The organism is Paraburkholderia sp. BR10141 (assembly GCF_056155635.1).
On record NZ_JBMIQH010000014.1, the window covers coordinates 149,654 to 169,766 of the forward strand.

Sequence of the window (20,113 nt, forward strand, 5' to 3'; positions counted from 1 at the left end):
GCGTAAGGCAGGGTGTCAGGAAGGTGTCAGGCGAAGGTGTCGATCAGGCCGACGGAGCGCTGCGTGACGCTCGCGGCGCTGCTCGTCTCGTCCACGGCATCCGTTGCGGCGAGCGTGCTGCCCGAGCCGGAACCGGAACGGCCGGAGCGGCCCGAACCGCTGCCGTCCTGCTGCGCCTGCTGGTTCATCTGGCGCGAGAAGCCGTCGCTCACGCTCGCGCTGCCAAGGCCGATGCCGTTTTGCTCCATGGCCTCGCGCAGCTTCGGCAGGGCCGCCTCGACGGCCTCGCGCACCTGCTGGTGCTGCGAGACGAAGAGGGCGTGCGCGTGGGTGTCCGAGACCTGCAGCACGACCTGGAGCGGTCCGAGATCCTTCGGATTGAGCGTGAGTTCCGCCGACTGCTGGTGTGCGTTCGAGAGGAACACGACCTTCTGGCTGAGCGCGTCTTCCCAGTCGTTCGTGCCGACCTGCGGCGCGATCGACGCGGAGGCGGCCGCCGCCGCCGGATTCGCGCTTGCGCTGGCCGCCTGGGCGGCCTGAGCCTGCGCGGCCGTCGCGGCGGCGACCGCCGCGGCCTGGGTCGCGGCGAGCGCGTCGGTCGTCGCGGTGCTCGCCGTGGCGTCGGTCTGCGTGGCGGCGCCTGCCTGCTGCTGCGCCGCTGCCGTGAGCGCGTCGGTGGCGGCCTTCGCGGCGTCGGTCGCGGCTGTCGTGGCGCCCTTGGCCGCGTCGGCGCTCGCGCCGCTGCTTGCGGCCGTGCTGAACGCCTTGCTCTGGGCGGTCGCGCTCAAATGCGAGGCGAAGCTGCTGACGATGTTCGAACCCGAGCCCGTGCTGGCCGTGGTTGCGCCATTCGCAGCCGATCCGGCCGTGCTCGCCGCATGCGTGGCGAGCGTAGCCGCGCCGCCGCGCAGTTGCGCGAGCGCGGCTTGCAGGGCGTCGTGCACCGACGTCGAGGCGCTGCTCGCGGCGCTGCCCGTGGCCGTGCCGTCGCCTGCCGCGCCGGCAACTGCTGTGGCTGCCGTGGCGGCCGCTGCTGCCGCCGCGGAGGCGACGCCGGCGAGCGTGCTGTCGCTGCTCGCCTGGCTGCCGTCGGCGTTCGTGTCGGTGCTCATGTTGTCCTGGGTCTGCTGGCCCTGCTGCGCTTGCTGCGTTTGCTGCGCCTGCTGGGCTTGAGCCGCGGCGGCCTGCGCGCCTGCGTCAGTGGCCTGCTTTTGCTGGGTGCGCGCGGCGGCGGCGCGGTGATCGGCGCTCGAGGTGCCCTGCGAGGACTGGCTCGAGCTCGAGCTGGGCGTCTGCGAAGCACCGCTGTTGCTGCTGCTGCTTTGCGAGGCGCTGCTGCTCGACGTGTTCGAATTGGACTGCGCCGACGCATTCGACTGCGCGCTTTGCGCCGCCTGGGCGTTCTGGTTCGCCTGCGCGCTTTGCGCGTTCATCTGCTGCTGCAGCGTCTGCGCGAAACCCTGGCTGGCGGCATCGGCCTGGCTAATGGCGTTCGCTGCCGTGTTCGACACGGCGTTCGAGGTGGAATTGCCCGTCACGGCGTCCGTGGCGGCGCCGAACAGCGAAGAAAGGGAAGAGAGGAGCGACATACTGGCGGCCTCGAAAACGTGTTACGGATGTTGCGACGTGCGCATACGCAGCACGCGGGCGGCGTGCTCGTCGGCGTCGCGCTGTTCGCGGCGGGCGTCCTTGCGGGCCTGCACATCGTCATGGCGGGTTTGCAGCACCTCGTACGAGCCGAGCTTTTGCTTGCTGCGCTGCCACTCGGGCTTGGCGGCTTCCACGCGCGCGGTGGCCTGCTCGAGCAGGCGCCGCTGCTGTTCGATCGCCGCGTCGAGCGTGTCGATGAACGCCTGGAAGTTGCGCACGTTGCCTGCAGCCATGCCGCTGCGCGCCGATTCGGTGAAACGCGTGTGGTACTCGTCACGGTAGGTGATGAGCGCCTGGAGCTGCTTTTCGACCTCGACGCGCTCGCGCTGCACGCGCCCGAGCTTCTGCGTGGCGGCGTCGACGTCGTCTTGCGCGAGGCCGATCAAGGTTTGCAGCGCGGTTTGTTTCGTCATGTCCTGGCTCCAATCAGCTGGCCGAGCATCTCGACGCTCTGATCATAGTTCGCGGTTTCGCGAAAACCCTGCTGAAGAAAGGCCTCGATGCGCGGATACAGCGCGATCGCGCGGTCGAGCACGGCGTCGCGCCCGCTCACGTACGCACCCACGTTGATGAGGTCGCGGTTGCGCTGGTAGCGCGAAAGCATCTGTTTGAGCGCGCGCGTCTGGTTCAGATGCTGGTCGTCGATCAGCGCGGTCATCGCGCGGCTGATCGAGGCCTCGATGTCGATGGCGGGATAATGCCCCGCTTCGGCGAGCGCGCGCGAGAGCACGATATGGCCGTCGAGAATCGCGCGCGCCGAGTCGGCGATCGGGTCCTGCTGATCGTCGCCTTCGGTGAGCACGGTGTAGAACGCCGTGATCGAGCCGCCGCCCTCGGGGCCGTTGCCGGTGCGCTCGACGAGCGCCGGCAGCTTGGCGAACACCGAAGGCGGATAGCCCTTGGTCGCGGGCGGCTCGCCGATGGCGAGCGCGATCTCGCGCTGCGCCATCGCGTAACGCGTGAGCGAGTCCATGAGCAGCAGCACGTGCTTGCCCTGGTCGCGAAAATATTCGGCCAGCGACGTCGTGTACGCGGCGGCCTGCAAGCGCAGGAGCGGCGAAACGTCGGCCGGCGCGGCCACGACGACCGAGCGCGCAAGGCCATCCTCGCCCAGGATCTGCTCGATGAATTCCTTCACTTCGCGGCCCCGCTCGCCAATCAGGCCGATCACGATGACTTCCGCGCTGGTTGCGCGCGCCATCGTGCCGAGCAGCACCGATTTACCGACGCCCGAGCCCGCGAAGAGGCCCATGCGCTGGCCGCGCCCGACCGTGAGCAGCGAGTTGATCGCGCGCACGCCCACGTCGAGCACCTTGTGGATCGGCTCGCGGTTCAGCGGATTGATGACGGGCGCGGTGAGCGGCGCATCGGCCTCGGTGTTCAAGGGGCCCAGGCCGTCGAGCGGGCGGCCCGAGGCATCGACCACGCGGCCGAGCATGCCCCAGCCCACCGGCAGGCGTTTCGCACCGGCCTTCGGGTCGGCGATCGGCGCGGTTTCCAGCGGCCAGACGCGCGCGCCGGGCAAGAGGCCCGCGACTTCGGTCGTCGGCATCAGAAAGAGTTTGTCGCCGCCGAAGCCGACCACTTCCGCTTCGGCCATCGGCAGCGAGCTGCCCGGCGGCAGCTCGATCATCACCTCGGCGCCCACGGAGAGGCGCAACCCCACGGCTTCGAGCACGAGGCCCGCCGCGCGCGTGAGGCGCCCGCAGCCGCGCAGCGGCAGGGCGAGCGCGTTGCGCTCGCGCACGCCGCGCAGTTGCGCGTTCCACGAGGTCAGGAACGGGTTGGCCGGGTCGTAGTTCGCCGGCGGTACGTAGGGTGCGCTCGGGGTTTCGGCCGCCACGACCGGCGCGCCGTGATCCGTCATGCCTGGCGGCGCATCGGCGGCGTCCGCGGCGAGCGCGGCGTCGATCGCATCGATGGCGCCTTGCTCGCGTGCCTCGCGTTTGGCCGGAATGCCCGGAATGTCGAGGTCGCCCACGAGCAACGCGCCAAGCTGTGCCGGGTCGCTCGCGAGCGGGCCGAACGAGGCGAGCGCGAGTTCCTGCTCGAGCGGCGTGAGACCGCCCGTGTGGATGGTCTGATGGCTCGGCGGTTGCGGGTGGTTCACCATGGCCGTGCCTTGCCGAGCGCGGCCGTGACGCGCTCCCAGCGCGTGCGGATGCTGGCGTCGGTTTCGCCCGTCGCGGCCTGCGCGCGGCAGCCGCCGCGCTCGATGGTCGGGTCGGTGCGCACGCTCCAGCCGCGCGTCTGAAGGTCGTCCAGCAGATAAGCCTCGACGATCGGCAGATCGGCGGGGCTCACCACGAGCTGCGGGGAACCGGCGAGTTGCGGCTCGGCCACGAGCACTTCGCGCGCGACGGCGACGAGCGCCGTCGGGTCGTGCTGGACGTGCTGGCGCACGACCTGCTGCGCGATGTCGAGCGCGAGTTCCACGAGCGTCTCGGCCACGCCGGCCTGCGCCGTTTCGAGTGCGTCGCTAAAGCGGCTGGCGAGCGCCGCGAGCTGTGCCGCCTGCGCGCGCGCCTCGGCCTGGCCCTGCTCGAAGCCCTGCTGGCGGCCCTGTTCGTGCCCGGCCTGATAACCGAGCGCCTGGCCCGCCACGTGGCCGGAGCGCAACCCTTCCTGGTGGGCCGCGTCGCGCAGCGCATGGAGCTGGGCCTCGAACGCCGCGGTTTCGTCGGGCGTGGGCGGCGGCGGCGGGGGAGGCGGCGGGTCGAACGAGGCCATCTCCCAGCGCTGGTACGCCGAGCGATGGCTGTTCGCGGAGCTCGTGTCAGACATAAGCGTCTTCTGCCTTGCCGCCTAGAACGATCTGGCCGCTCTCGGCGAGGTTGCGCACGATCTGCAGGATGCGGCGCTGCTGTGCCTCGACTTCCGACACGCGCACCGGACCGCGCGCGTCGAGGTCTTCGGCGAGCAGTTCGGCCGCACGCTGCGACATGTTCGAGAGGAACTTGGTGCGCAGCGCGGGCGGCGCACCCTTGAGCGAAATGATGAGCGACTCCGACTCGACTTCCTTGAGCAGCAGCTGGATCGCGCGGTCCTCGAGGTCGAGCAGGTTCTCGAACACGAACATCTGATCGATGATCTTCTGTGCGAGTTCCGCGTCGTACTGGCGGACGTTCTCGATCACCCCTTCTTCGTGCTGGCTCGTCATGAAGTTGAGGATTTCGGCCGCCGTGCGGATGCCGCCCATCGGGCTGCGCTTGAGGTTGTCGCTGCCCGAGAGGAGGTTCGTGAGCACGTCGTCGAGTTCGCGCAGCGCCTGCGGCTGGATGCCGTCGAGCGTCGCGATACGCAGCAGCACGTCATTGCGCAGACGCTCGGTGAAGCACGAAGCGATTTCCGATGCCTGGTCGCGGTCGAGGTGCACGAGGATCGTCGCGATGATCTGCGGGTGCTCGTTCTTGATGAGTTCGGCCACCGACCCCGAGTCCATCCACTTGAGGCCTTCGATGCCGCTCGTGTCGCCGCCTTGCAGAATGCGGTCGATGATCGCGCCGGCCTTGTCCTCGCCCAGCGCCTTGTTGAGCACGTTGCGGATGTAGTCGTTCGAGTCGAGCGAGAAGGCGGTGTGCTGCTCGGCTTCCTTGACGAATTCCTGCAGCACGACTTCGATCTCTTCGCGCTTGACGTTCCTGAGCGCCGCCATGGCGGCGCCGATTTTCTGCACTTCGCGCGGACCGAGGAACTTGAAGACCTCGGAGGCCTCTTGCTCGCCGATCGACATGAGCAGCAGCGCGCTCTTGGTTGCGCCTTCAGCGTTCATCGTTCACCCAGCTTTTCACGACGGTTGCGACGATCTTCGGATCCTGGCGCGCGATGTTGCGCGCGTATTCCAGGTTGCGTTCGAACTTGTTCTTCTCGTTTTCGAAGGCGAGCAGGGCGGCTTCGCTTTCCGCGCTGTCTTCGCCTTCCGCGCCGGTGCCGCCGATGCGCACCGCTTCGGGGAGACCGTCGAGCATCAGCGGCTCGCCGTCGCCCATGCCGGGCAGCGCGGGCGCAACCGGCTCGGGCGGCGGGAACGCGCGGCGCAGCGCCGGCTTCACCATCACGAAATAGAGGAAGAGAGCCACCGCGCCAATGCCGAGCCACGTCGCGATCTGCTTGGCAAGGGCGAGGATGTCCGGTTGACGCCACCACGGCAGGTTCGCGTTCGGGTCCACTTCGGTCTGGAACGCGGCGTTCACCACGTTCACCGAGTCGCCGCGCTTGGCGTCGTAGCCCATGGCGTCCTTCACGAGCTGCTCGACCTGCGCGAGCTTCTGCGCGTCGAGCGGCTGCATGGTGGCGTGGCCCTTGGCGTCCATCTTCGGCTGATAGTTCACGATCACGGCGACCGACAGGCGCTTCACGTCGCCCGGCGCTTGTTGATAGTGGCGCACGGTCTTGTCGAGCTCGTAGTTCGTGGTGGTGTCGCGATGATCGGAGACCGGCACCGGAGCCGACGCGCCGTTGGCACCCGCCGGCGCGCTGATGGGCGCCGAAGCCGGCTGCGGCGGCTGGTTCGTGAGCGCGCCGGGCACGCCGCCCGCGCCGCTTTGCTGCATTTCCGTCGAAATGTTCTGCTGCTGGCTGCGGATGGCGGCGGCCTGCGGATTGGCGTTCGGACCGTAGGCCTCGGAGGTCTGCTCGAGCTTCGAGAAGTCGAGGTCGGCGCTCACCTGCGAGCGTGCGTTGCCGGCGCCGAACAGGGGCGCGAGGATCGCATCGATGCGCGCCTGGGTGTCGTGCTCGACCTGGCGCACGTACTTGAGCTGCGAGGCATCGAGGCCTACGCCCGTGGCGCTCTGCGTGAGCAGGTTGCCGTCCTGGTCGACCACCGTCACGTTGCGCACCGGCAGGTCCGGCACGGCCGAAGCCACCATGTGCGTGATCGCGGCGACCTGGCCGTCGTCGAGGATGCGGCCCGGATACAGGTTCACGAGCACCGAGGCGGAGGGCGCTTCGCGCTCGCGCACGAACACCGAGGGCTTCGGAATGGCCAGATGCACGCGCGCCGACTTCACGCTCGCGATCGACTGAATCGTTTGTTCGAGCTCGCCTTCGAGCGCGCGCTGGTAGTTCACCTGCTCGGCGAACTGGCTGATGCCGAACTTCTGGTTGTCCATCAGCTCGAAGCCGACCGAACCGTTCTTCGGCAGGCCTTGGGAGGCGAGGCGCAGGCGCATTTCGTTGACCTGCTCGGCGGGCACGAGGATGGCGCCGCCGGCGTCCGAGAACTTGTAGGGAACGTTTGCGGCCTGGAGCGCAGTAATGATGGCGCCGCCGTCGCGGTCCGACAGGTTGCTGTACAGCACCTTGTAGTCGGGCGCGCGCGACCACAGCACGAGACCCGCGACCACGGCCACGAGCACCGCCACGGCAAAAATGAGCGGCGCGCGCGGGTTGCCGCGCACGTTGCGCAGCGACGAGAGCGAGCCGAGGCGTTGCGCGAAGCCGCCGCCGAGGTCATCCGCGCCGCCCAGGCCTGCGCCCGCGCCAGCGCCGGGCGCGGCGCCCGCGCCAGAGGTGGCGAGGCCCATGCGGGCGTCGGGGTTGATCAAAGAATTGGCAGTCGAATCCATGCGACGGGTATCTCCGGAGGCTTCCAGGTCTCGCCTTGCATGGCGGAGACTTTCACGAGACGCATTATCCGGGGCCACTGGCAAGCCGATTGCGCGAATAGAGCCGGGTTTTCCCCCTAGTTTCGGGGCTGCCGAAACGGACCCGCTGCTATGCTCTCCTCCAGATTCGGCATCTGTCGGCGCGCCGTCTCGGCCGGGCCCGCAGGATCGCTGTGCAATCGCTGAAGATTGCGGCGCAATCGCTGAAACTCCGGCATTGGGGCTCGTCCCCGGAATACCCTGCCGTCCTCTTTTCGTGGAGCAAACATGACCGTGCCAGTATCCCCGCTCACGTCCGCCTTGGCGCAAATGCAGTCGATGGCGACCCAGGCGGCCGGCGGCCCCACCGCAGCCGACGAAAAATCGGGCGCGGCCACGGCCGGCGGGTTCGCGGCGGCGCTCAAGTCGTCGCTCGACCAGATCAGCGACGCCCAGCAGAAGGCTGTTGGCGAGTCGCAGGCGTTCGAACTGGGCGCGAACAACGTGTCGCTCAACGACGTGATGGTCGACATGCAGAAAGCCAACATCGGCTTCCAGTTCGGCTTGCAGGTGCGCAACAAGCTCGTGGCCGCCTACACCGACATCATGCAGATTCAGGTGTGACGGTGCCCGAAGCCTTTGCCCGCGCAACGCGCTAAAGCTTCTCCCCCTACGTTCCGATAACCCGGCTAGAAGAGTCCGTCGCTCGTGCTTGCACAGCGCGTCGGACGACCGCATTCAAGCCAAACGTATCAAGGAGAAGCGCCGATGTTTTCCCCTGCCCAGTCTGGAGCTAACGCCTATGCACGCGTGGGCGTCGAAACGGGGGTCATGGGTGCGAGCCCGCACAAGCTGATCGTTCTCCTGTACCAGGGAGCGCGCCAGGCCATTGCGCAGGCACGTATGCATTTGCAGGCCGGCAACGTCGGGCCGCGTTGCGAGGCGATCGCCAAGGCGATCCGGATTATCGAGAGCGGACTTCAGCTCGCGTTGAACGTCGAGGCGGGCGGCGAGATCGCTCAACGCCTGAATGCGCTGTACAGCTATATGACGAAGCGCCTGCTGGAAGCCAATATTAAACAGAGCGAGACCATGCTGGTCGAGGTCGATCGACTGCTGGCTACGCTCGAAGAAGCCTGGTTGGGGATAGCGCCGGAAGTGGCGAGGATGGCCGAACAGGCATCCGCGTCAGCGTCCGGCTCATTGATGAGATGAGTTCAAAAGCAGACTACTTCGCCCGCTACGAAGCGATAGCGGCCGTGTCGGAGCAGATGCTCCATGCGGCGCGCGATGCGCACTGGAACGATCTGATCGGCTTGCAGGAGGAGTACCGGATCCTCGTCGATGCCTTGAAGGACGCCGAAGCCGCGGTGCGGCTCACGGTTACCGAACGGGCTCGCAAGTACGAGCTGATCCGCCAGATCCTCGCCGACGACGCCGCCATTCGCGATCTCGCAAGCCCTTGCATGGCACGGCTTTCGGCGCTCTTTTACGGCACCGTGCAGCCCGCGCGGGTCTTGCAGGAAATCTACGGCGCCCGCTAGCGCGGCGCGTGGCGCCTCGCGAGGCAACGGCGCGCAACGCCCCATGAACCGGCAGGTCAGCGCCGTGCGCAGATCCGGAACACCATGAACGGAATCGACACCGGAGCCGCCGCGCTCCTCGCGAGCCGCATTGCGGCGCTCACGCCGGTCGGGCCGCAGAGCGCCTCCGGCGCGGCGCAGACGGGCGTCTCCGCGCTCGCAACGGGCACTGCCGCACTCGCCGACACCGCGACCAACACCAGCAGTACGCAGGACTCGACCGAGACCGTCCTTTCGGCGGTTGCGCTGGCGCTCGACGCCATCATCCGCTCGGGCGGCGAAGCGACGCCCGCCGTAGTGGGCCGCGCGCCGCTCTGGGCCAGCCCCGCTGCCGACGCGGCGCCCGGCGGCGCGGCCACGTTGCCGCTGCCGGGTCTCGCCGGCGAGCAGGCGCAGGCGGCACAAGCGGCGCTGCTCGCGGACGTGGCGCTCGCGGCCCAGGGTCTGGCCGGCGAGGCGCTGGCCGCGGCGGCCGACGCCGGGACCGATGCTTCCGCGCAGACGGCGTCCTCGCAAAACCCGCAGGCCGGACAAACCACCCAAACCGCTCAAACCGCGCAAACCGCCGCCGCCGCACAGGCCGGCCCGGTCGCCGCGCTCGCGGCGTCGCTCGCGCAGACGGTCAGCTCGAGCGGACTCTTCTACGAAGCCCACCTCGCGCAATGGTTGCGCGGCCAGCTCTCGCCCGCCGACCTTGCCGACGAGCCGCAAAACCGTCTGCTCGGCGCGCACTCGCAACTGCCGCTCGACTGGAGCCCGGCCGACGACGAGATCGACGACGTGCAATGGACCGAGACGTTCGCCGACGCGCCGGGCGCCGTGCGCGGCGAAACGGGCAATGCCCAGAACGCGGCAAACGCGCTCAATGCCGCACTGGCACGGGCCTTTCCCGGGCTGGCCGATCTGCACGGCGACGCGGCCGCGAACCAGGCCCAGGCGCGCGCGACGCTCGCCGACACCCTGTTGCCCGCGATGCATGAGGCCGCCGCGCAGGGCGCCGGGCCGACGGTCCATCCGGCTGTGATTCCGCTCGTGCGCCAGCAACTCGATCTGCTCGCCACCGGTGAGTTTCGCTGGAACGGCGAGGCCTGGCCGGGCGTGCGGGTGGACTGGAGCATCCAGCAGGACGACTACGATGCCCGCGACCCGCACTCGGGCGCAGGCGGTGTGGATGCCGACGACATCCCATGGCGCACGCGGCTCACGCTTGCGCTGCCGAAGCTCGGCACCGTCGACGCGGAACTGACGCTCACAGGCTCGACGCTCGCCGTGCGCGTGCAGGCGAATGCGGGCGGCGCCGCGCGCCTGACCGCAGAAAGCGAATCGCTGCGCGGTCGGCTCGAAGCGCTCGGGCTCACGCTCGCGGGGCTCTCGATCCGCGAGATCGGCAGCGGCCCCGCGGCAAGTCCCGCCGAGGCGGCCAGGGCAGCGAGCGCTGCGAGCGCCTACGCCGCACAAACCACTTCCGCCGCATCCACCACGCAGACCGCGCAGGCTGGCGCCGCGGCGGAGGCGTCCGCCGCGCGACCGGGCGCCGACGCGACCGATCAGCGGAACCACCGCCTCGACCACGACTGGGAGTTGTGATGAGCCGCACGCACCGCAAGAGCGCCGCCGCGCTCGCCTACGACGCCCCTGAAGGCGACGGCGCGCCACGCGTGGTCGCGAAGGGCTACGGCCTCGTCGCGGAGATGATCGTGCAACGCGCGAAGGAAGCGGGCCTCTACGTGCACGAAGCGCCGGAGATGGTCTCGCTGCTCATGCGCGTGGACCTCGACGCCAAGATCCCGCCGCAGCTCTATCAGGCGGTGGCCGAACTGCTGGCGTGGCTTCACCGCCTCGAAGCGGACAACGACGCGAAGGCCAAAGCCGCCGCGCAAACGCAAGCCGCCGGAGCGACAGCCGGCGGCGCCCCACGCGATATCAGCGACATCCGCAGGATCGCCGGCACCCGCCCCGCGCTGCCCTTCAATCCCTCAACATCAACTTGATCAGCCAGGCGACGCGCTTGCCGTAGGGCGGCGCGATGAGCCCGCGCGCATTCAGCCGCGCCTGGGTGAAGACCGGCTTCATCTTCGAGAACGTGACGAAGCCCTCGTAGCCGTGATACGCGCCCATGCCGCTCGGGCCGACGCCGCCGAACGGCAGCCCCTCGGCGGCGATATGCATGAGCGTCTCGTTCACCGACATCCCGCCCGCCACCGTTTCGTGCGTCACGCGCTCGACCGTGCGCGGGTCGTCGGCATAGAGATAGAGCGAGAGCGGGCGAGGGCGCGCATTCACGTAGCGCAACGCTTCGTCGAGCGTGTCGTAGGGCACGAGCGGCAAGAGCGGCCCGAAGATTTCCTCCTGCATGAGCGCCGTCTGCGCGCCGGCGTTCGTCACGATGACGGGCGCGAAGCGCCGCGTGGCCGCGTCGTGCGTGCCCAGCGCGTGCAGTTGCGCGCCGCACGCCTGAGCTTCGTCGGCGAGGCGTTGCAGGCGCTCGAAGTGGCGCGCCGAGATGATCGACGTGTAGTCGCGGTTGTTCGCGAAGTCCGGATAGAGCTGCGCGAAGCGCGTGCGCGCGCGAGCGATGAACGCCGCCTCCTGGCCGCGCGGCAGCAGCACGTAGTCGGGCGCGATGCAGGTTTGCCCCGCGTTCAGCGTCTTGCCGAGCAGCAGGCTGTCCACGGCGTAGTTCAGGCGCGCGCCTTCACCGATGATCACGGGCGACTTGCCGCCCAGTTCGAGCGTGACCGGCGTGAGGTTTGCGGCAGCTGCGCGCATGACCTCGTGCCCCACGCGCGTCGAGCCGGTGAAGAGCAAATGGTCGAACGGCAGCGCACTGAAGGCGGCGCCGACCGACGCGTCGCCGTTTACGACCGCCACGTGGTCGCGCGCGAAGGTCTTGCCGATCAGCTCCGCGAACAGCGCGGACGTGCGCGGCGTCAGCTCCGACATCTTGATCATGGCGCGGTTGCCCGCCGCGAGCGCGCACACGAGCGGGCTCGCGGCCAGCTGCAGCGGATAGTTCCACGGCACCACGATGCCCGCCACGCCAAGCGGCTGCGGCACCAGCTTCGCGCGTCCGGGCAGCAGCCATTTGCCGACCGGTCTGCGGCGCGGCTTCATCCAGCGCGCGCCGTGCCTGAGCGCCGCGTCGATCTCCTGCTTGAGGACGACGAATTCCGCGAGCGCGACCTCCGCCTTCGAACGCTGGCCGAAGTCGGCGTTCATCGCCTCGGCGAGCGCGTCGCGGTTCGAGAACAGCACGTCGCGCAGCGCCCTGAGATGGCGCGCGCGTGCGTCCCACGACGGGAACGGGTCGCGCAGGAAGGCGTCGCGCTGCGCGGCGAGCAGCGTGTCGAGCGCGGCGCGCGGGTCGTCGGGGGCGTCGTGTGCGTTGATCGCGAAGTCTTCGGGCAGGTCCTGCTTCATGGTCGGTCCTCTTGGGTTCGCCCACGCTTTGGCGCGGACGAACGGAAAAATCGGTTCGTATTATCTGAGGCGCTGAGGGTCACACCGGGCGCGACGGAAACGCCCGCTCGATGATCGCGGCGTGATCGAAGCGCGCGGGCAGCGTGCCGAATACGCGGTCGCAGTCGGCGTCGTGCTCGTCGAGGCGCGTGGCGATGAACGCTTCGGCGATCTCCGGCGGACCGTCGCGCAGCAGCATGGCCTGCGCGATCAGCACGATCTGCTGCGCGATGCGCCGCGCGCTCGCCTCGCGCGTGCCCGGCGCGCCATTGAGCAGCACCGAGAGGCGGTCGAGCGCGGCGTTCAGAACCGGGTGAGTCTGCGCGTCGCGCCGCCACGCGAGAAAGAGCGCCTGGGCGGCGTCGGCCTCGCGCTCCAGCGCGCGCAGCACGTCGAGGCACATCACGTTGCCCGAGCCTTCCCAGATCGAGTTGACGGGCGCTTCGCGATAGAAGCGCGCCATCGGCCCTTCCTCGACGTAACCGTTGCCGCCCCAGACTTCCATGGCCTCGCCCGTGAACGCGAGCGCGCGCTTGCAGACCCAGAACTTCGCCGCCGGCGTGACGATGCGCCGCCAGGCGCGTGCTTCGAGCAACGTGTCGTCGGTATCGCCGGGTTTCGCTTCGGCGCTGTCTTCGAAGGCGCGCGCAAGACGCATGAAGAGCGCCGTCGCCGCTTCCGATTCGAGCGCGAGATCGGCGAGCACGTTTTGCATGAGCGGCTGCTCGGCGAGCACACGGCCGAACGCGCTGCGGTGGCGCGCGTGGTGGATCGCCTGCACGAGCGCCGCGCGCATGAGCGCCGCGCTGCCGATCACGCAGTCGAGCCGCGTGTAGTTCGCCATCTCGATGATGGTCGGCACGCCGCGGCCTTCGTCGCCGACCATCACGCCGTACGCATCGAAGAACTCCACTTCGCTGCTCGCGTTCGAGCGGTTGCCGAGCTTGTTCTTCAGGCGCTGCACATTGACCGCGTTTTTCGTGCCGTCCGGCCGGTAGCGCGGCACGAAGAAGCAGGAAAGTCCGTCGTGCTCCGTGGTGCGCGCGAGCACGAGATGCGCGTCGCACTGCGGCGCCGAGAAAAACCACTTGTGGCCGGTGAGCAGATACGCCGCGCCGCGGCCGGCTTCGATGCCCGCGGGGCGCGCCTCGGTGCGGTTGCTGCGCACGTCCGAGCCGCCTTGCTTCTCCGTCATGCCCATACCGATCATCATCGAACGCTTCTGCGCGAGCGGCAGGTCGCGCGCGTCGTGCTCGCGCGTGTAGAGCGGCGCGCGCAGCGTTTCGAACAGCGCCGGTTCGCGCTGCAGCACGCCAATGCTCGCGAACGTCATGGTCAGCGGGCACAACGACCCCGATTCGAGCTGCGCGTGCAGGAAGTAGCCTGCGCAGCGCGCGGCCATCGCGCCAGGCTGCGGGTCCGAATAGGGCAGCGCGTGCAATCCCTGCTCGCGCAGCAGCGCGAGCAACTCGTGCCAGGCGGGGTGGAATTCGATCGCGTCGATACGCTCGCCGCGCGGGCTATGCGTGTGCAGTTCGGGCTCATGGCGATTGGCGAGATCCGCGAGCGCGAGCGTTTGCGCCTTGCCGAGCGTCTCGCCATGGCGCGCTAGCGTTTCGCGGTGCCAGTTCGCGCCAGCGCGCGCGAGGGCCTCGCCGAGCGCTGCGTCGGTGGTGAAGAGGTTGTAGTCGGCGAGCGGCGGCGCCTGGTTCGTCACTTCGTGGGTCGTGCCGGGGCGATGCGTGACTTCCGTCGGGTTCATCTGCCTGTCTCCGATGCAAGGCTGCTGCGTGCGGCGTGCTTCACGCGCGGCCGTTCGTGTTGTATTCGCTCTCGTGACGGGGGAGGCGTGCGCAGCGGCCGCTCCATGGGAAGCGTCCGTGAGGTGAGTGATTCTTGTGCGCTCCAGCGCTCCCTTTGCCGCTTGCAGGAATCTCGCGGGTTTCAGCTCTGGCGGCTGAACCGCCTTCCATCATAGGCGTCGATCCGCTGTCAGGTTTAGAGGAGATGCTCTGACATAAAAGCTGACCTCCGAATCAGACGCTTCCTACAATGCGCCATTGAAGCCGAAAACGAACGAGCGTGCAATTAGCGCGCCGGGCCTCGCAAGAGGCAGGCATGGGGCAGGAGACGGAGACGATGCAATACGACTACATCATCGTAGGCGGCGGCTCGGGTGGCGCGTCGCTGGCGGGCCGGCTGGCCGACCGTTGCCCGCAGGCGAGCATCGCGCTCGTCGAAGCCGGGCCGCATACGGCGCGCAACCTGTTCGTCAACATGCCGCTCGGCGTCGCCGCGCTCGTCCCGTTTCGCACGAAAAACAACTACGCCTATGAAACCGTGCCGCAGCCGGGACTCGCCGGACGGCGCGGTTACCAGCCACGCGGCCGCGGCTTCGGCGGGTCGAGCACCATCAACGCGATGATCTACACGCGCGGCCATCCGCTCGATTACGACGAATGGGCGCAGCTCGGCTGCACGGGCTGGGCGTGGCGCGACGTGCTGCCGTACTTTCTGCGCGCCGAGGACAACGAGCGCGGCGCGAGCGCCTGGCACGGCGCGGGCGGCCCGCTGTGCGTGGCCGACCTGCGCGAGCGCAATCCGGTGGCCGCGCGCTTCGTCGAGGCCGCGCGCGAGGCGGGCTTTCGTATGAACGACGACTTCAACGGCGAGGAACAGGAGGGCGTCGGCTTCTATCAGGTGACGCAGCGCGGCGGCGAACGCTGCACGGTGGCGCGCGCGTATCTGTATGGGCGCGAGCGGCCGAACCTGCATCTGATCGCCGATGCGACGGTCCTGCGCGTGCGCTTCGACGGCGCGCGCGCGAGCGGCGTGGAGCTTGCGCGCGGCGGTGCGATCGAGACCCTGCGGGCGCGTGCCGAGGTGATCCTCGCGGCGGGCGCGTTCAACTCGCCGCAGTTGCTGATGTGCTCGGGCATCGGCCCCGCCGACGAACTGCGCGCGCTCGGCATTGCGGTGCGCCACGACGCGCCCGAGGTCGGCCGCAACCTGATCGACCATATCGATTTCACCTTCAACAAGCGCGTGCGTTCGAGCGACACCGTGGGCTACTCGCTGCGCGGCGCGGCGCGCATGACGGCGGGCTTCGTGCGCTATCTGCAGGGGCGGCGCGGCATGCTCACGACCAACGTGGCGGAGGCGGGCGGCTTTCTGAAGAGCCGCCCGGAACTCGACCGGCCCGACCTGCAGCTGCACTTCTGCACGGCACTCGTCGACGATCACAGCCGCCGCCTGCATTGGGGCCACGGCTATTCGCTGCACGTGTGCGTGCTGCGCCCGGCGAGCCGCGGCACGGTCACGCTCGCGAGCGCCGACGCGCGCGTGGCGCCCACGATCGACCCGCGCTTTCTCTGCGATCCGCGCGACCTCGACGCGCTCGTGCAGGGCGCACGGCTCGCGCGGCGCATACTCGACGCGCCCGCGCTCGCGCAGCTGGGCGGCCGCGAACTCTACACGCATGGCGAGCAGAGCGACGCGCACTTGCGCGAGACGATCGCCCGCCATGCCGACACGATCTATCACCCCGTCGCGACCTGCCGCATGGGCGGCGACGCGCGTTCCGTCGTCGATCCGCAGTTGCGCGTGCGCGGCGTGACGGGGCTGCGCATCGCCGATGCTTCGGTCATGCCGACACTCATCGGCGGCAACACGAATGCGCCTTGCGTCATGATCGGCGAGCGTGCGGCCGACTTCATCGCACAAACGAGATGCGAGCGCGATACGGCGCTTCAGCACGTCGACGCCTGAGGGTTCGCCCTCGCTCGTCGCAGGTTTCAGCCAGGCTTGCCCGGCTGCTTTTCCATCCCCGGCGGGTGCACGAAGTCGTCGAGAAACGTGAAGGGCTTGCCGTATTCCGAGCGCGCGACGTCGAGCCACGCGCGCGCCGCGTGCGAGAGATAGCCGCTGCGTTTCCAGCCGATCGCCATGTCCCAGGTGATCTGCGGCTCGCTCACGGGCAGGCAGGTGAAGCGCTCGGCGTCGAGCCGGCGCACGTACGGCGCGGGCAGCAGTGCAATGCCCACGCCCGCGAGCACGAGTGCGGCCATCAGGTCCCAGTGGCCGCTGCGTCCCACCACCTGCGGCACGAAGCCGGCCGTGCGGCACGCGTTCAGCACGACGTCGTTGAGCGCGAGGCTTTCGCCGTAGAACACGAACGGCTCGCCGGCCAGCTCCGCGAGCGGCACGGCGAGCTTGTTGTCCCAGCGCGAGCCGCGCCGCGCGACGAGCCACAGCACCTCGTGCGAGATCGGCAGGACGTCGATCAGTGCGGGATCCACGGGCAGCAGCACGCCGCCCAGTTCCAGCTCGCCTGAGATCAGCGCGGCTTCGATGGCACGCGACCCCTGCTCGAAAAGCTTCAGCTCGATCTTCGGATAGCGCTGGCGAAACGTGGCGATGGCGGGCGTGAAGAGCGAGCCGCCCATCGGCGGGATACCGATGGTGAGTTCGCCGCGCCCGAGGGTGCCGAGATCGGCGAGTTCGGCCTGGAGCTGCGCCTGCGCGGCGAGCACGTCCTGGCCGCGCTGGTAGACGATGCGCCCGGCGTCGGTGAGCACCATCTGGCGCGCGTCGCGCAGCAGGAGCTGGGTGCCGGTCTCGTCTTCGAGCGCCTTCACCATCTTGCTGATGGTCGGCTGGGTGACATGCAGTTTTTCGGCCGCGGCGGTGAAGCTCTGTTGCCGCACCACCTCGATGAAATAGCGAAGCGCGCGCAGTTCCACGATCGGGACTCCACAAATGTGCAGAAAACACGCTCAGCCGGGTGCTGAGTTGGTGCATTCCAATATGGAATGTAGCAGATGATCTTAAGTCATTATGTTTATGCTGCGCTGCACCCTATACTGACTTCCATTCCAGTGTCACTTAGGGTTTGCCATGACTACCTCCAACGCGACCGCGAAAGTCTCCGAAAACGCCGAGCGTAAAGCGGGCGGCATGGCGAGCTTCGGGCGCCGTATCGGCCGCATTACCGTGCAATCGGCGCTGCTCGCAGGCGTCTGGTACGCCGCCGACGCCCTCACGCGCTTCACGCACCTGCCGGTGCCGGGTGGCGTGGTGGGCCTCGTGCTGCTGCTCGCACTGCTCTTTTGCGGCGGCGTCACGCCGCGCTGGGTCAAGGCGGGCGCCGACTGGCTGCTTTCCGACATGCTGCTGTTCTTCATTCCGGCTGCCGTCGCAGCCGTGAAGTACGGCGGCCTCTTTCGCGCCGATGGCTGGCGACTCGCGCTCGTCGTGGTCGGCGGCACGCTGATGGTGATGGTGGCCGTGGCGTTTGCGGTCGAACAGGCCGCGAAGCTCGAGCGGCGCCTCGCGCTGCGCCGCGTGCGCGATTCGCGGCACTCGCGCCATCTGGCGCGGGCTTAAGGCTGCAACGTCCTGAATAGAGTGAGGATGATTCCGTCATGAACACGTTTTATTCGTCCCTGTTCGCCGACGACGCGGCGCGGCTCATCGCCGCCGGCTGCTTCATCCTCACCGTTGCGCTCTATTTCGCCTCGAAGGCGCTCTATGCGCGCTTTCGCTCGCCGTGGCTCACGCCGCTCGTCGCGGTCCCCGCCGTGCTCGGCGTGTTCGTGCTGGCGCTCCATATTCCGTACCCCGTGTACTTCCAGGACACGCGCTGGCTCATGTGGCTGCTCGGGCCGGCCACCGTGGCCTTCGCGGTGCCGATCTACGAGTACCGCGACCTGCTCAGGCGCCACTGGATCTCGCTCACCGTGGGTGTGACGGTCGGCATCGTCGTGGCAGTGGGCGGTTCGCTCGCGCTGGCCAAGCTCCTGCACCTGTCGCCCGATCTGCAGCGCAGCCTGATGACGCGCTCGATCTCCACGCCGTTCGCGCTCGCGGTGTCGGACAAGATCCACGCGCCGCGTGACCTCACCGCGCTCTTTGTGATCGCCACGGGCGTGTGCGGCATGCTGTTCGGCGAACTGGTGCTGGGCCTCGTGCCGCTGCGCACGCGCCTCGCGCGCGGCGCGCTCTTCGGCGCGGCGGCGCACGGCGTGGGCACGGCGAAGGCGCGCGAGCTGGGCAGCGAAGAAGGCGTGGTGGCGAGCCTCACGATGATGATCGCGGGCGTGGTGATGGTGCTGCTCGCGCCGGCGCTCAGTTTCTTGCCGGTTTAAAGTCCTGCGGGCGCGTTCGCGCCCGCTTTTATCGGCAATGCGCACGCGCGCGGACGCCATCCCGATTTGCTACAATCTCGGCTCGCTTTCGAGGAGCGTTGCGACGGGTTTTCTGTAACCCGCCAGGCTCGAAAGTGCTTCAATCCGGTTGAATCCACTGAATCAACCGCACTGAAACGGCGCTCACGTCTTTAATTTCTAGTCACTTTTAGAAAGGAGGGCGTGATGAACGCCGCAGTTCCGCAAGATCAAGCCAAAGATTTCATCGTCGCCGATATGTCGCTTGCCGCCTGGGGCCGCAAGGAACTCAATATCGCCGAGACCGAAATGCCGGGCCTCGTGCAAACCCGCGAAGAGTACAAGGCGCAGCAGCCGCTCAAGGGCGCGCGCATCGCCGGTTCGCTGCACATGACGATCCAGACGGGCGTGCTGATCGAGACGCTCACCGCGCTCGGCGCCGATGTCCGCTGGGCCTCGTGCAACATCTTCTCGACGCAGGACCACGCCGCCGCCGCGATCGCGCAGGGCGGCGTGCCGGTGTTCGCGTTCAAGGGCGAATCGCTCGACGAATACTGGGAGTTCTCGCACCGCATCTTCGAATGGCCGAACGGCGAGTTCGCCAACATGATCCTCGACGACGGCGGCGACGCCACGCTGCTGCTGATCCTCGGCTCGAAGGCTGAAAAGGATCGCTCGGTCATCGCCAAGCCGACGAACGAAGAGGAAGTCGCGCTCTACAAGTCGATCGCCGCGCACCTCGACGTCGATCCGCAGTGGTACTCGAAGCGCCTTTCGCACATCCAGGGCGTGACCGAAGAAACCACGACCGGCGTGCATCGCCTGTACCAGATGGAGAAGGAAGGCCGTCTGCCGTTCCCGGCCATCAACGTCAACGATTCGGTCACGAAGTCGAAGTTCGACAACCTGTACGGCTGCCGCGAGTCGCTCGTGGACGGCATCAAGCGCGCGACCGACGTGATGATCGCGGGCAAGATCGCGGTTGTGGCCGGTTACGGCGACGTGGGCAAGGGCTGCGCGCAGTCGCTGCGCGGTCTCGGCGCCACGGTGTGGGTCACGGAAATCGATCCGATCTGCGCGCTGCAGGCGGCGATGGAAGGCTACCGCGTCGTGACGATGGAATACGCCGCCGACAAGGCCGACATCTTCGTGACGGCCACGGGCAACTACCACGTGCTGAACCACGATCACCTGAAGGCGATGCGCCACAACGCGATCGTCTGCAACATCGGCCACTTCGACTCGGAAATCGATGTTGCGTCGACGCGCCAGTACCAGTGGGAAAACATCAAGCCGCAGGTCGACCACATCATTTTCCCGGACGGCAAGCGCGTGATCCTGCTGGCCGAAGGCCGCCTCGTGAACCTCGGTTGCGCCACGGGCCACCCGTCGTTCGTGATGTCGAACTCGTTCACGAACCAGACGCTCGCGCAGATCGAACTGTTTACGCAAGGCAAGAAGTACGAGAACAAGGTGTACGTGCTGCCGAAGCACCTGGACGAAAAGGTTGCACGCCTGCACCTCGCGCGCATCGGCGCGAACCTGACCGTGCTGTCGGACGACCAGGCTTCGTACATCGGCGTCGACAAGAACGGTCCGTTCAAGCCGAACCACTATCGCTATTAAGCCGATACAACGCGATACAAAGCGGGCTGCTGTTTTAAGCCCG

At 68.2% G+C, this 20,113-nt stretch carries 18 protein-coding genes and 1 riboswitch; of the genes, 9 read left to right on the top strand and 9 right to left on the bottom strand.

What is annotated here, in order from left to right; all coding sequences use genetic code 11:
* Nucleotides 1-26 precede the first annotated feature (26 nt).
* The 6 genes from ACOJB8_RS20645 to fliF are packed head-to-tail and all read right to left on the bottom strand — an operon-like array spanning nt 27 to nt 7,220.
* Nucleotides 27-1,589, bottom strand: a complete 1,563-nt coding sequence (locus ACOJB8_RS20645; RefSeq protein WP_475013955.1) for a flagellar hook-length control protein FliK — start codon at nt 1,587-1,589, stop codon at nt 27-29.
* Between the two features lie 21 nt (nt 1,590-1,610).
* On the bottom strand, nt 1,611-2,063 hold the full coding sequence (fliJ, locus tag ACOJB8_RS20650; RefSeq protein ID WP_069264319.1) for a flagellar export protein FliJ: 453 nt from the start codon (nt 2,061-2,063) through the stop codon (nt 1,611-1,613).
* Nucleotides 2,060-3,763, bottom strand: coding sequence for a flagellar protein export ATPase FliI (gene fliI, locus ACOJB8_RS20655; protein ID WP_475013957.1), 1,704 nt, complete (start codon nt 3,761-3,763; stop codon nt 2,060-2,062). Before fliI ends, fliJ begins: the two co-directional genes overlap by 4 nt.
* Nucleotides 3,757-4,434, bottom strand: coding sequence for a flagellar assembly protein FliH (gene fliH, locus ACOJB8_RS20660; RefSeq protein ID WP_069264316.1), 678 nt, complete (start codon nt 4,432-4,434; stop codon nt 3,757-3,759). Before fliH ends, fliI begins: the two co-directional genes overlap by 7 nt.
* Nucleotides 4,427-5,422, bottom strand: a complete 996-nt coding sequence (gene fliG / locus ACOJB8_RS20665; RefSeq protein WP_069264314.1) for a flagellar motor switch protein FliG — start codon at nt 5,420-5,422, stop codon at nt 4,427-4,429. Before fliG ends, fliH begins: the two co-directional genes overlap by 8 nt.
* Nucleotides 5,412-7,220 (bottom strand): flagellar basal-body MS-ring/collar protein FliF, encoded by a 1,809-nt coding sequence (gene fliF / locus ACOJB8_RS20670; protein ID WP_069264310.1) that lies wholly within the window; start codon nt 7,218-7,220, stop codon nt 5,412-5,414. The genes fliG and fliF overlap by 11 nt, the downstream gene beginning before the upstream one ends.
* A 306-nt stretch (nt 7,221-7,526) precedes the next feature.
* Between fliF and fliE the strand changes: the two genes are divergently transcribed.
* From fliE to ACOJB8_RS20695, 5 genes are all read left to right on the top strand, one after another.
* Nucleotides 7,527-7,862 carry a flagellar hook-basal body complex protein FliE gene (gene fliE / locus ACOJB8_RS20675; protein ID WP_069264308.1) on the top strand — a complete coding sequence of 112 codons (336 nt, stop codon included), beginning with the start codon at nt 7,527-7,529 and terminating at the stop codon, nt 7,860-7,862.
* A 144-nt stretch (nt 7,863-8,006) separates the two neighbouring features.
* Complete coding sequence (gene fliS, locus ACOJB8_RS20680; protein WP_069264306.1) at nt 8,007-8,453, top strand: flagellar export chaperone FliS; 447 nt, start codon at nt 8,007-8,009, stop codon at nt 8,451-8,453.
* Nucleotides 8,450-8,782: a flagellar protein FliT gene (locus ACOJB8_RS20685; RefSeq protein ID WP_069264304.1), complete on the top strand. Its 333-nt coding sequence runs from the start codon at nt 8,450-8,452 to the stop codon at nt 8,780-8,782. The genes fliS and ACOJB8_RS20685 overlap by 4 nt, the downstream gene beginning before the upstream one ends.
* Before the next feature lie 84 nt (nt 8,783-8,866).
* Entirely contained in the window at nt 8,867-10,408 is a 1,542-nt protein-coding gene (gene fliK, locus ACOJB8_RS20690; RefSeq protein ID WP_475013962.1) for a flagellar hook-length control protein FliK, read from the top strand.
* Nucleotides 10,408-10,812, top strand: a complete 405-nt coding sequence (locus ACOJB8_RS20695) for an EscU/YscU/HrcU family type III secretion system export apparatus switch protein (RefSeq protein ID WP_475013963.1) — start codon at nt 10,408-10,410, stop codon at nt 10,810-10,812. Before fliK ends, ACOJB8_RS20695 begins: the two co-directional genes overlap by 1 nt.
* On the opposite strand, the gene ACOJB8_RS20700 is transcribed toward ACOJB8_RS20695, so the two are convergent.
* Nucleotides 10,790-12,241: a coniferyl aldehyde dehydrogenase gene (locus ACOJB8_RS20700; RefSeq protein WP_475013965.1), complete on the bottom strand. Its 1,452-nt coding sequence runs from the start codon at nt 12,239-12,241 to the stop codon at nt 10,790-10,792. The two genes, ACOJB8_RS20695 and ACOJB8_RS20700, sit on opposite strands and share 23 nt — an antisense overlap.
* Nucleotides 12,242-12,320: 79 nt before the next feature.
* Nucleotides 12,321-14,042: an isovaleryl-CoA dehydrogenase gene (locus ACOJB8_RS20705; RefSeq protein WP_475013967.1), complete on the bottom strand. Its 1,722-nt coding sequence runs from the start codon at nt 14,040-14,042 to the stop codon at nt 12,321-12,323.
* A 377-nt stretch (nt 14,043-14,419) separates the two neighbouring features.
* On the opposite strand from ACOJB8_RS20705, the gene ACOJB8_RS20710 reads away from it, so the two are divergent.
* Nucleotides 14,420-16,048, top strand: a complete 1,629-nt coding sequence (locus ACOJB8_RS20710) for a GMC family oxidoreductase (RefSeq protein ID WP_475013969.1) — start codon at nt 14,420-14,422, stop codon at nt 16,046-16,048.
* A gap of 26 nt (nt 16,049-16,074) precedes the next feature.
* Here ACOJB8_RS20710 and ACOJB8_RS20715 read toward each other — a convergent pair whose 3' ends face one another.
* Complete coding sequence (locus ACOJB8_RS20715) at nt 16,075-17,022, bottom strand: LysR family transcriptional regulator (RefSeq protein ID WP_069264295.1); 948 nt, start codon at nt 17,020-17,022, stop codon at nt 16,075-16,077.
* Nucleotides 17,023-17,176: 154 nt separating this feature from the next.
* Here ACOJB8_RS20715 and ACOJB8_RS20720 point away from each other — a divergent pair, with 154 nt between their 5' ends.
* The 3 genes from ACOJB8_RS20720 to ahcY all read left to right on the top strand — a co-directional run bounded on the left by ACOJB8_RS20720 (nt 17,177) and on the right by ahcY (nt 20,070).
* Nucleotides 17,177-17,665 (top strand): CidA/LrgA family protein, encoded by a 489-nt coding sequence (locus ACOJB8_RS20720; RefSeq protein WP_410860685.1) that lies wholly within the window; start codon nt 17,177-17,179, stop codon nt 17,663-17,665.
* Nucleotides 17,666-17,703: 38 nt separating this feature from the next.
* Nucleotides 17,704-18,426 carry an LrgB family protein gene (locus ACOJB8_RS20725; protein WP_475013972.1) on the top strand — a complete coding sequence of 241 codons (723 nt, stop codon included), beginning with the start codon at nt 17,704-17,706 and terminating at the stop codon, nt 18,424-18,426.
* Between the two features lie 84 nt (nt 18,427-18,510).
* Nucleotides 18,511-18,618, top strand: a riboswitch (S-adenosyl-L-homocysteine riboswitch).
* Between the two features lie 33 nt (nt 18,619-18,651).
* Entirely contained in the window at nt 18,652-20,070 is a 1,419-nt protein-coding gene (ahcY, locus tag ACOJB8_RS20730; protein WP_069264292.1) for an adenosylhomocysteinase, read from the top strand.
* Nucleotides 20,071-20,113 lie beyond the last annotated feature (43 nt).

Coding starts and splice junctions, on each gene's coding strand:
- ACOJB8_RS20645 (WP_475013955.1), bottom strand. CDS start 1,589: ATGTCGCTCCTCTCTTCCCTTTCTTCGCTGTTCGGCGCCGCCACGGAC.
- fliJ (WP_069264319.1), bottom strand. CDS start 2,063: ATGACGAAACAAACCGCGCTGCAAACCTTGATCGGCCTCGCGCAAGAC.
- fliI (WP_475013957.1), bottom strand. CDS start 3,763: ATGGTGAACCACCCGCAACCGCCGAGCCATCAGACCATCCACACGGGC.
- fliH (WP_069264316.1), bottom strand. CDS start 4,434: ATGTCTGACACGAGCTCCGCGAACAGCCATCGCTCGGCGTACCAGCGC.
- fliG (WP_069264314.1), bottom strand. CDS start 5,422: ATGAACGCTGAAGGCGCAACCAAGAGCGCGCTGCTGCTCATGTCGATC.
- fliF (WP_069264310.1), bottom strand. CDS start 7,220: ATGGATTCGACTGCCAATTCTTTGATCAACCCCGACGCCCGCATGGGC.
- fliE (WP_069264308.1), top strand. CDS start 7,527: ATGACCGTGCCAGTATCCCCGCTCACGTCCGCCTTGGCGCAAATGCAG.
- fliS (WP_069264306.1), top strand. CDS start 8,007: ATGTTTTCCCCTGCCCAGTCTGGAGCTAACGCCTATGCACGCGTGGGC.
- ACOJB8_RS20685 (WP_069264304.1), top strand. CDS start 8,450: ATGAGTTCAAAAGCAGACTACTTCGCCCGCTACGAAGCGATAGCGGCC.
- fliK (WP_475013962.1), top strand. CDS start 8,867: ATGAACGGAATCGACACCGGAGCCGCCGCGCTCCTCGCGAGCCGCATT.
- ACOJB8_RS20695 (WP_475013963.1), top strand. CDS start 10,408: ATGAGCCGCACGCACCGCAAGAGCGCCGCCGCGCTCGCCTACGACGCC.
- ACOJB8_RS20700 (WP_475013965.1), bottom strand. CDS start 12,241: ATGAAGCAGGACCTGCCCGAAGACTTCGCGATCAACGCACACGACGCC.
- ACOJB8_RS20705 (WP_475013967.1), bottom strand. CDS start 14,042: ATGAACCCGACGGAAGTCACGCATCGCCCCGGCACGACCCACGAAGTG.
- ACOJB8_RS20710 (WP_475013969.1), top strand. CDS start 14,420: ATGCAATACGACTACATCATCGTAGGCGGCGGCTCGGGTGGCGCGTCG.
- ACOJB8_RS20720 (WP_410860685.1), top strand. CDS start 17,177: ATGACTACCTCCAACGCGACCGCGAAAGTCTCCGAAAACGCCGAGCGT.
- ACOJB8_RS20725 (WP_475013972.1), top strand. CDS start 17,704: ATGAACACGTTTTATTCGTCCCTGTTCGCCGACGACGCGGCGCGGCTC.
- ahcY (WP_069264292.1), top strand. CDS start 18,652: ATGAACGCCGCAGTTCCGCAAGATCAAGCCAAAGATTTCATCGTCGCC.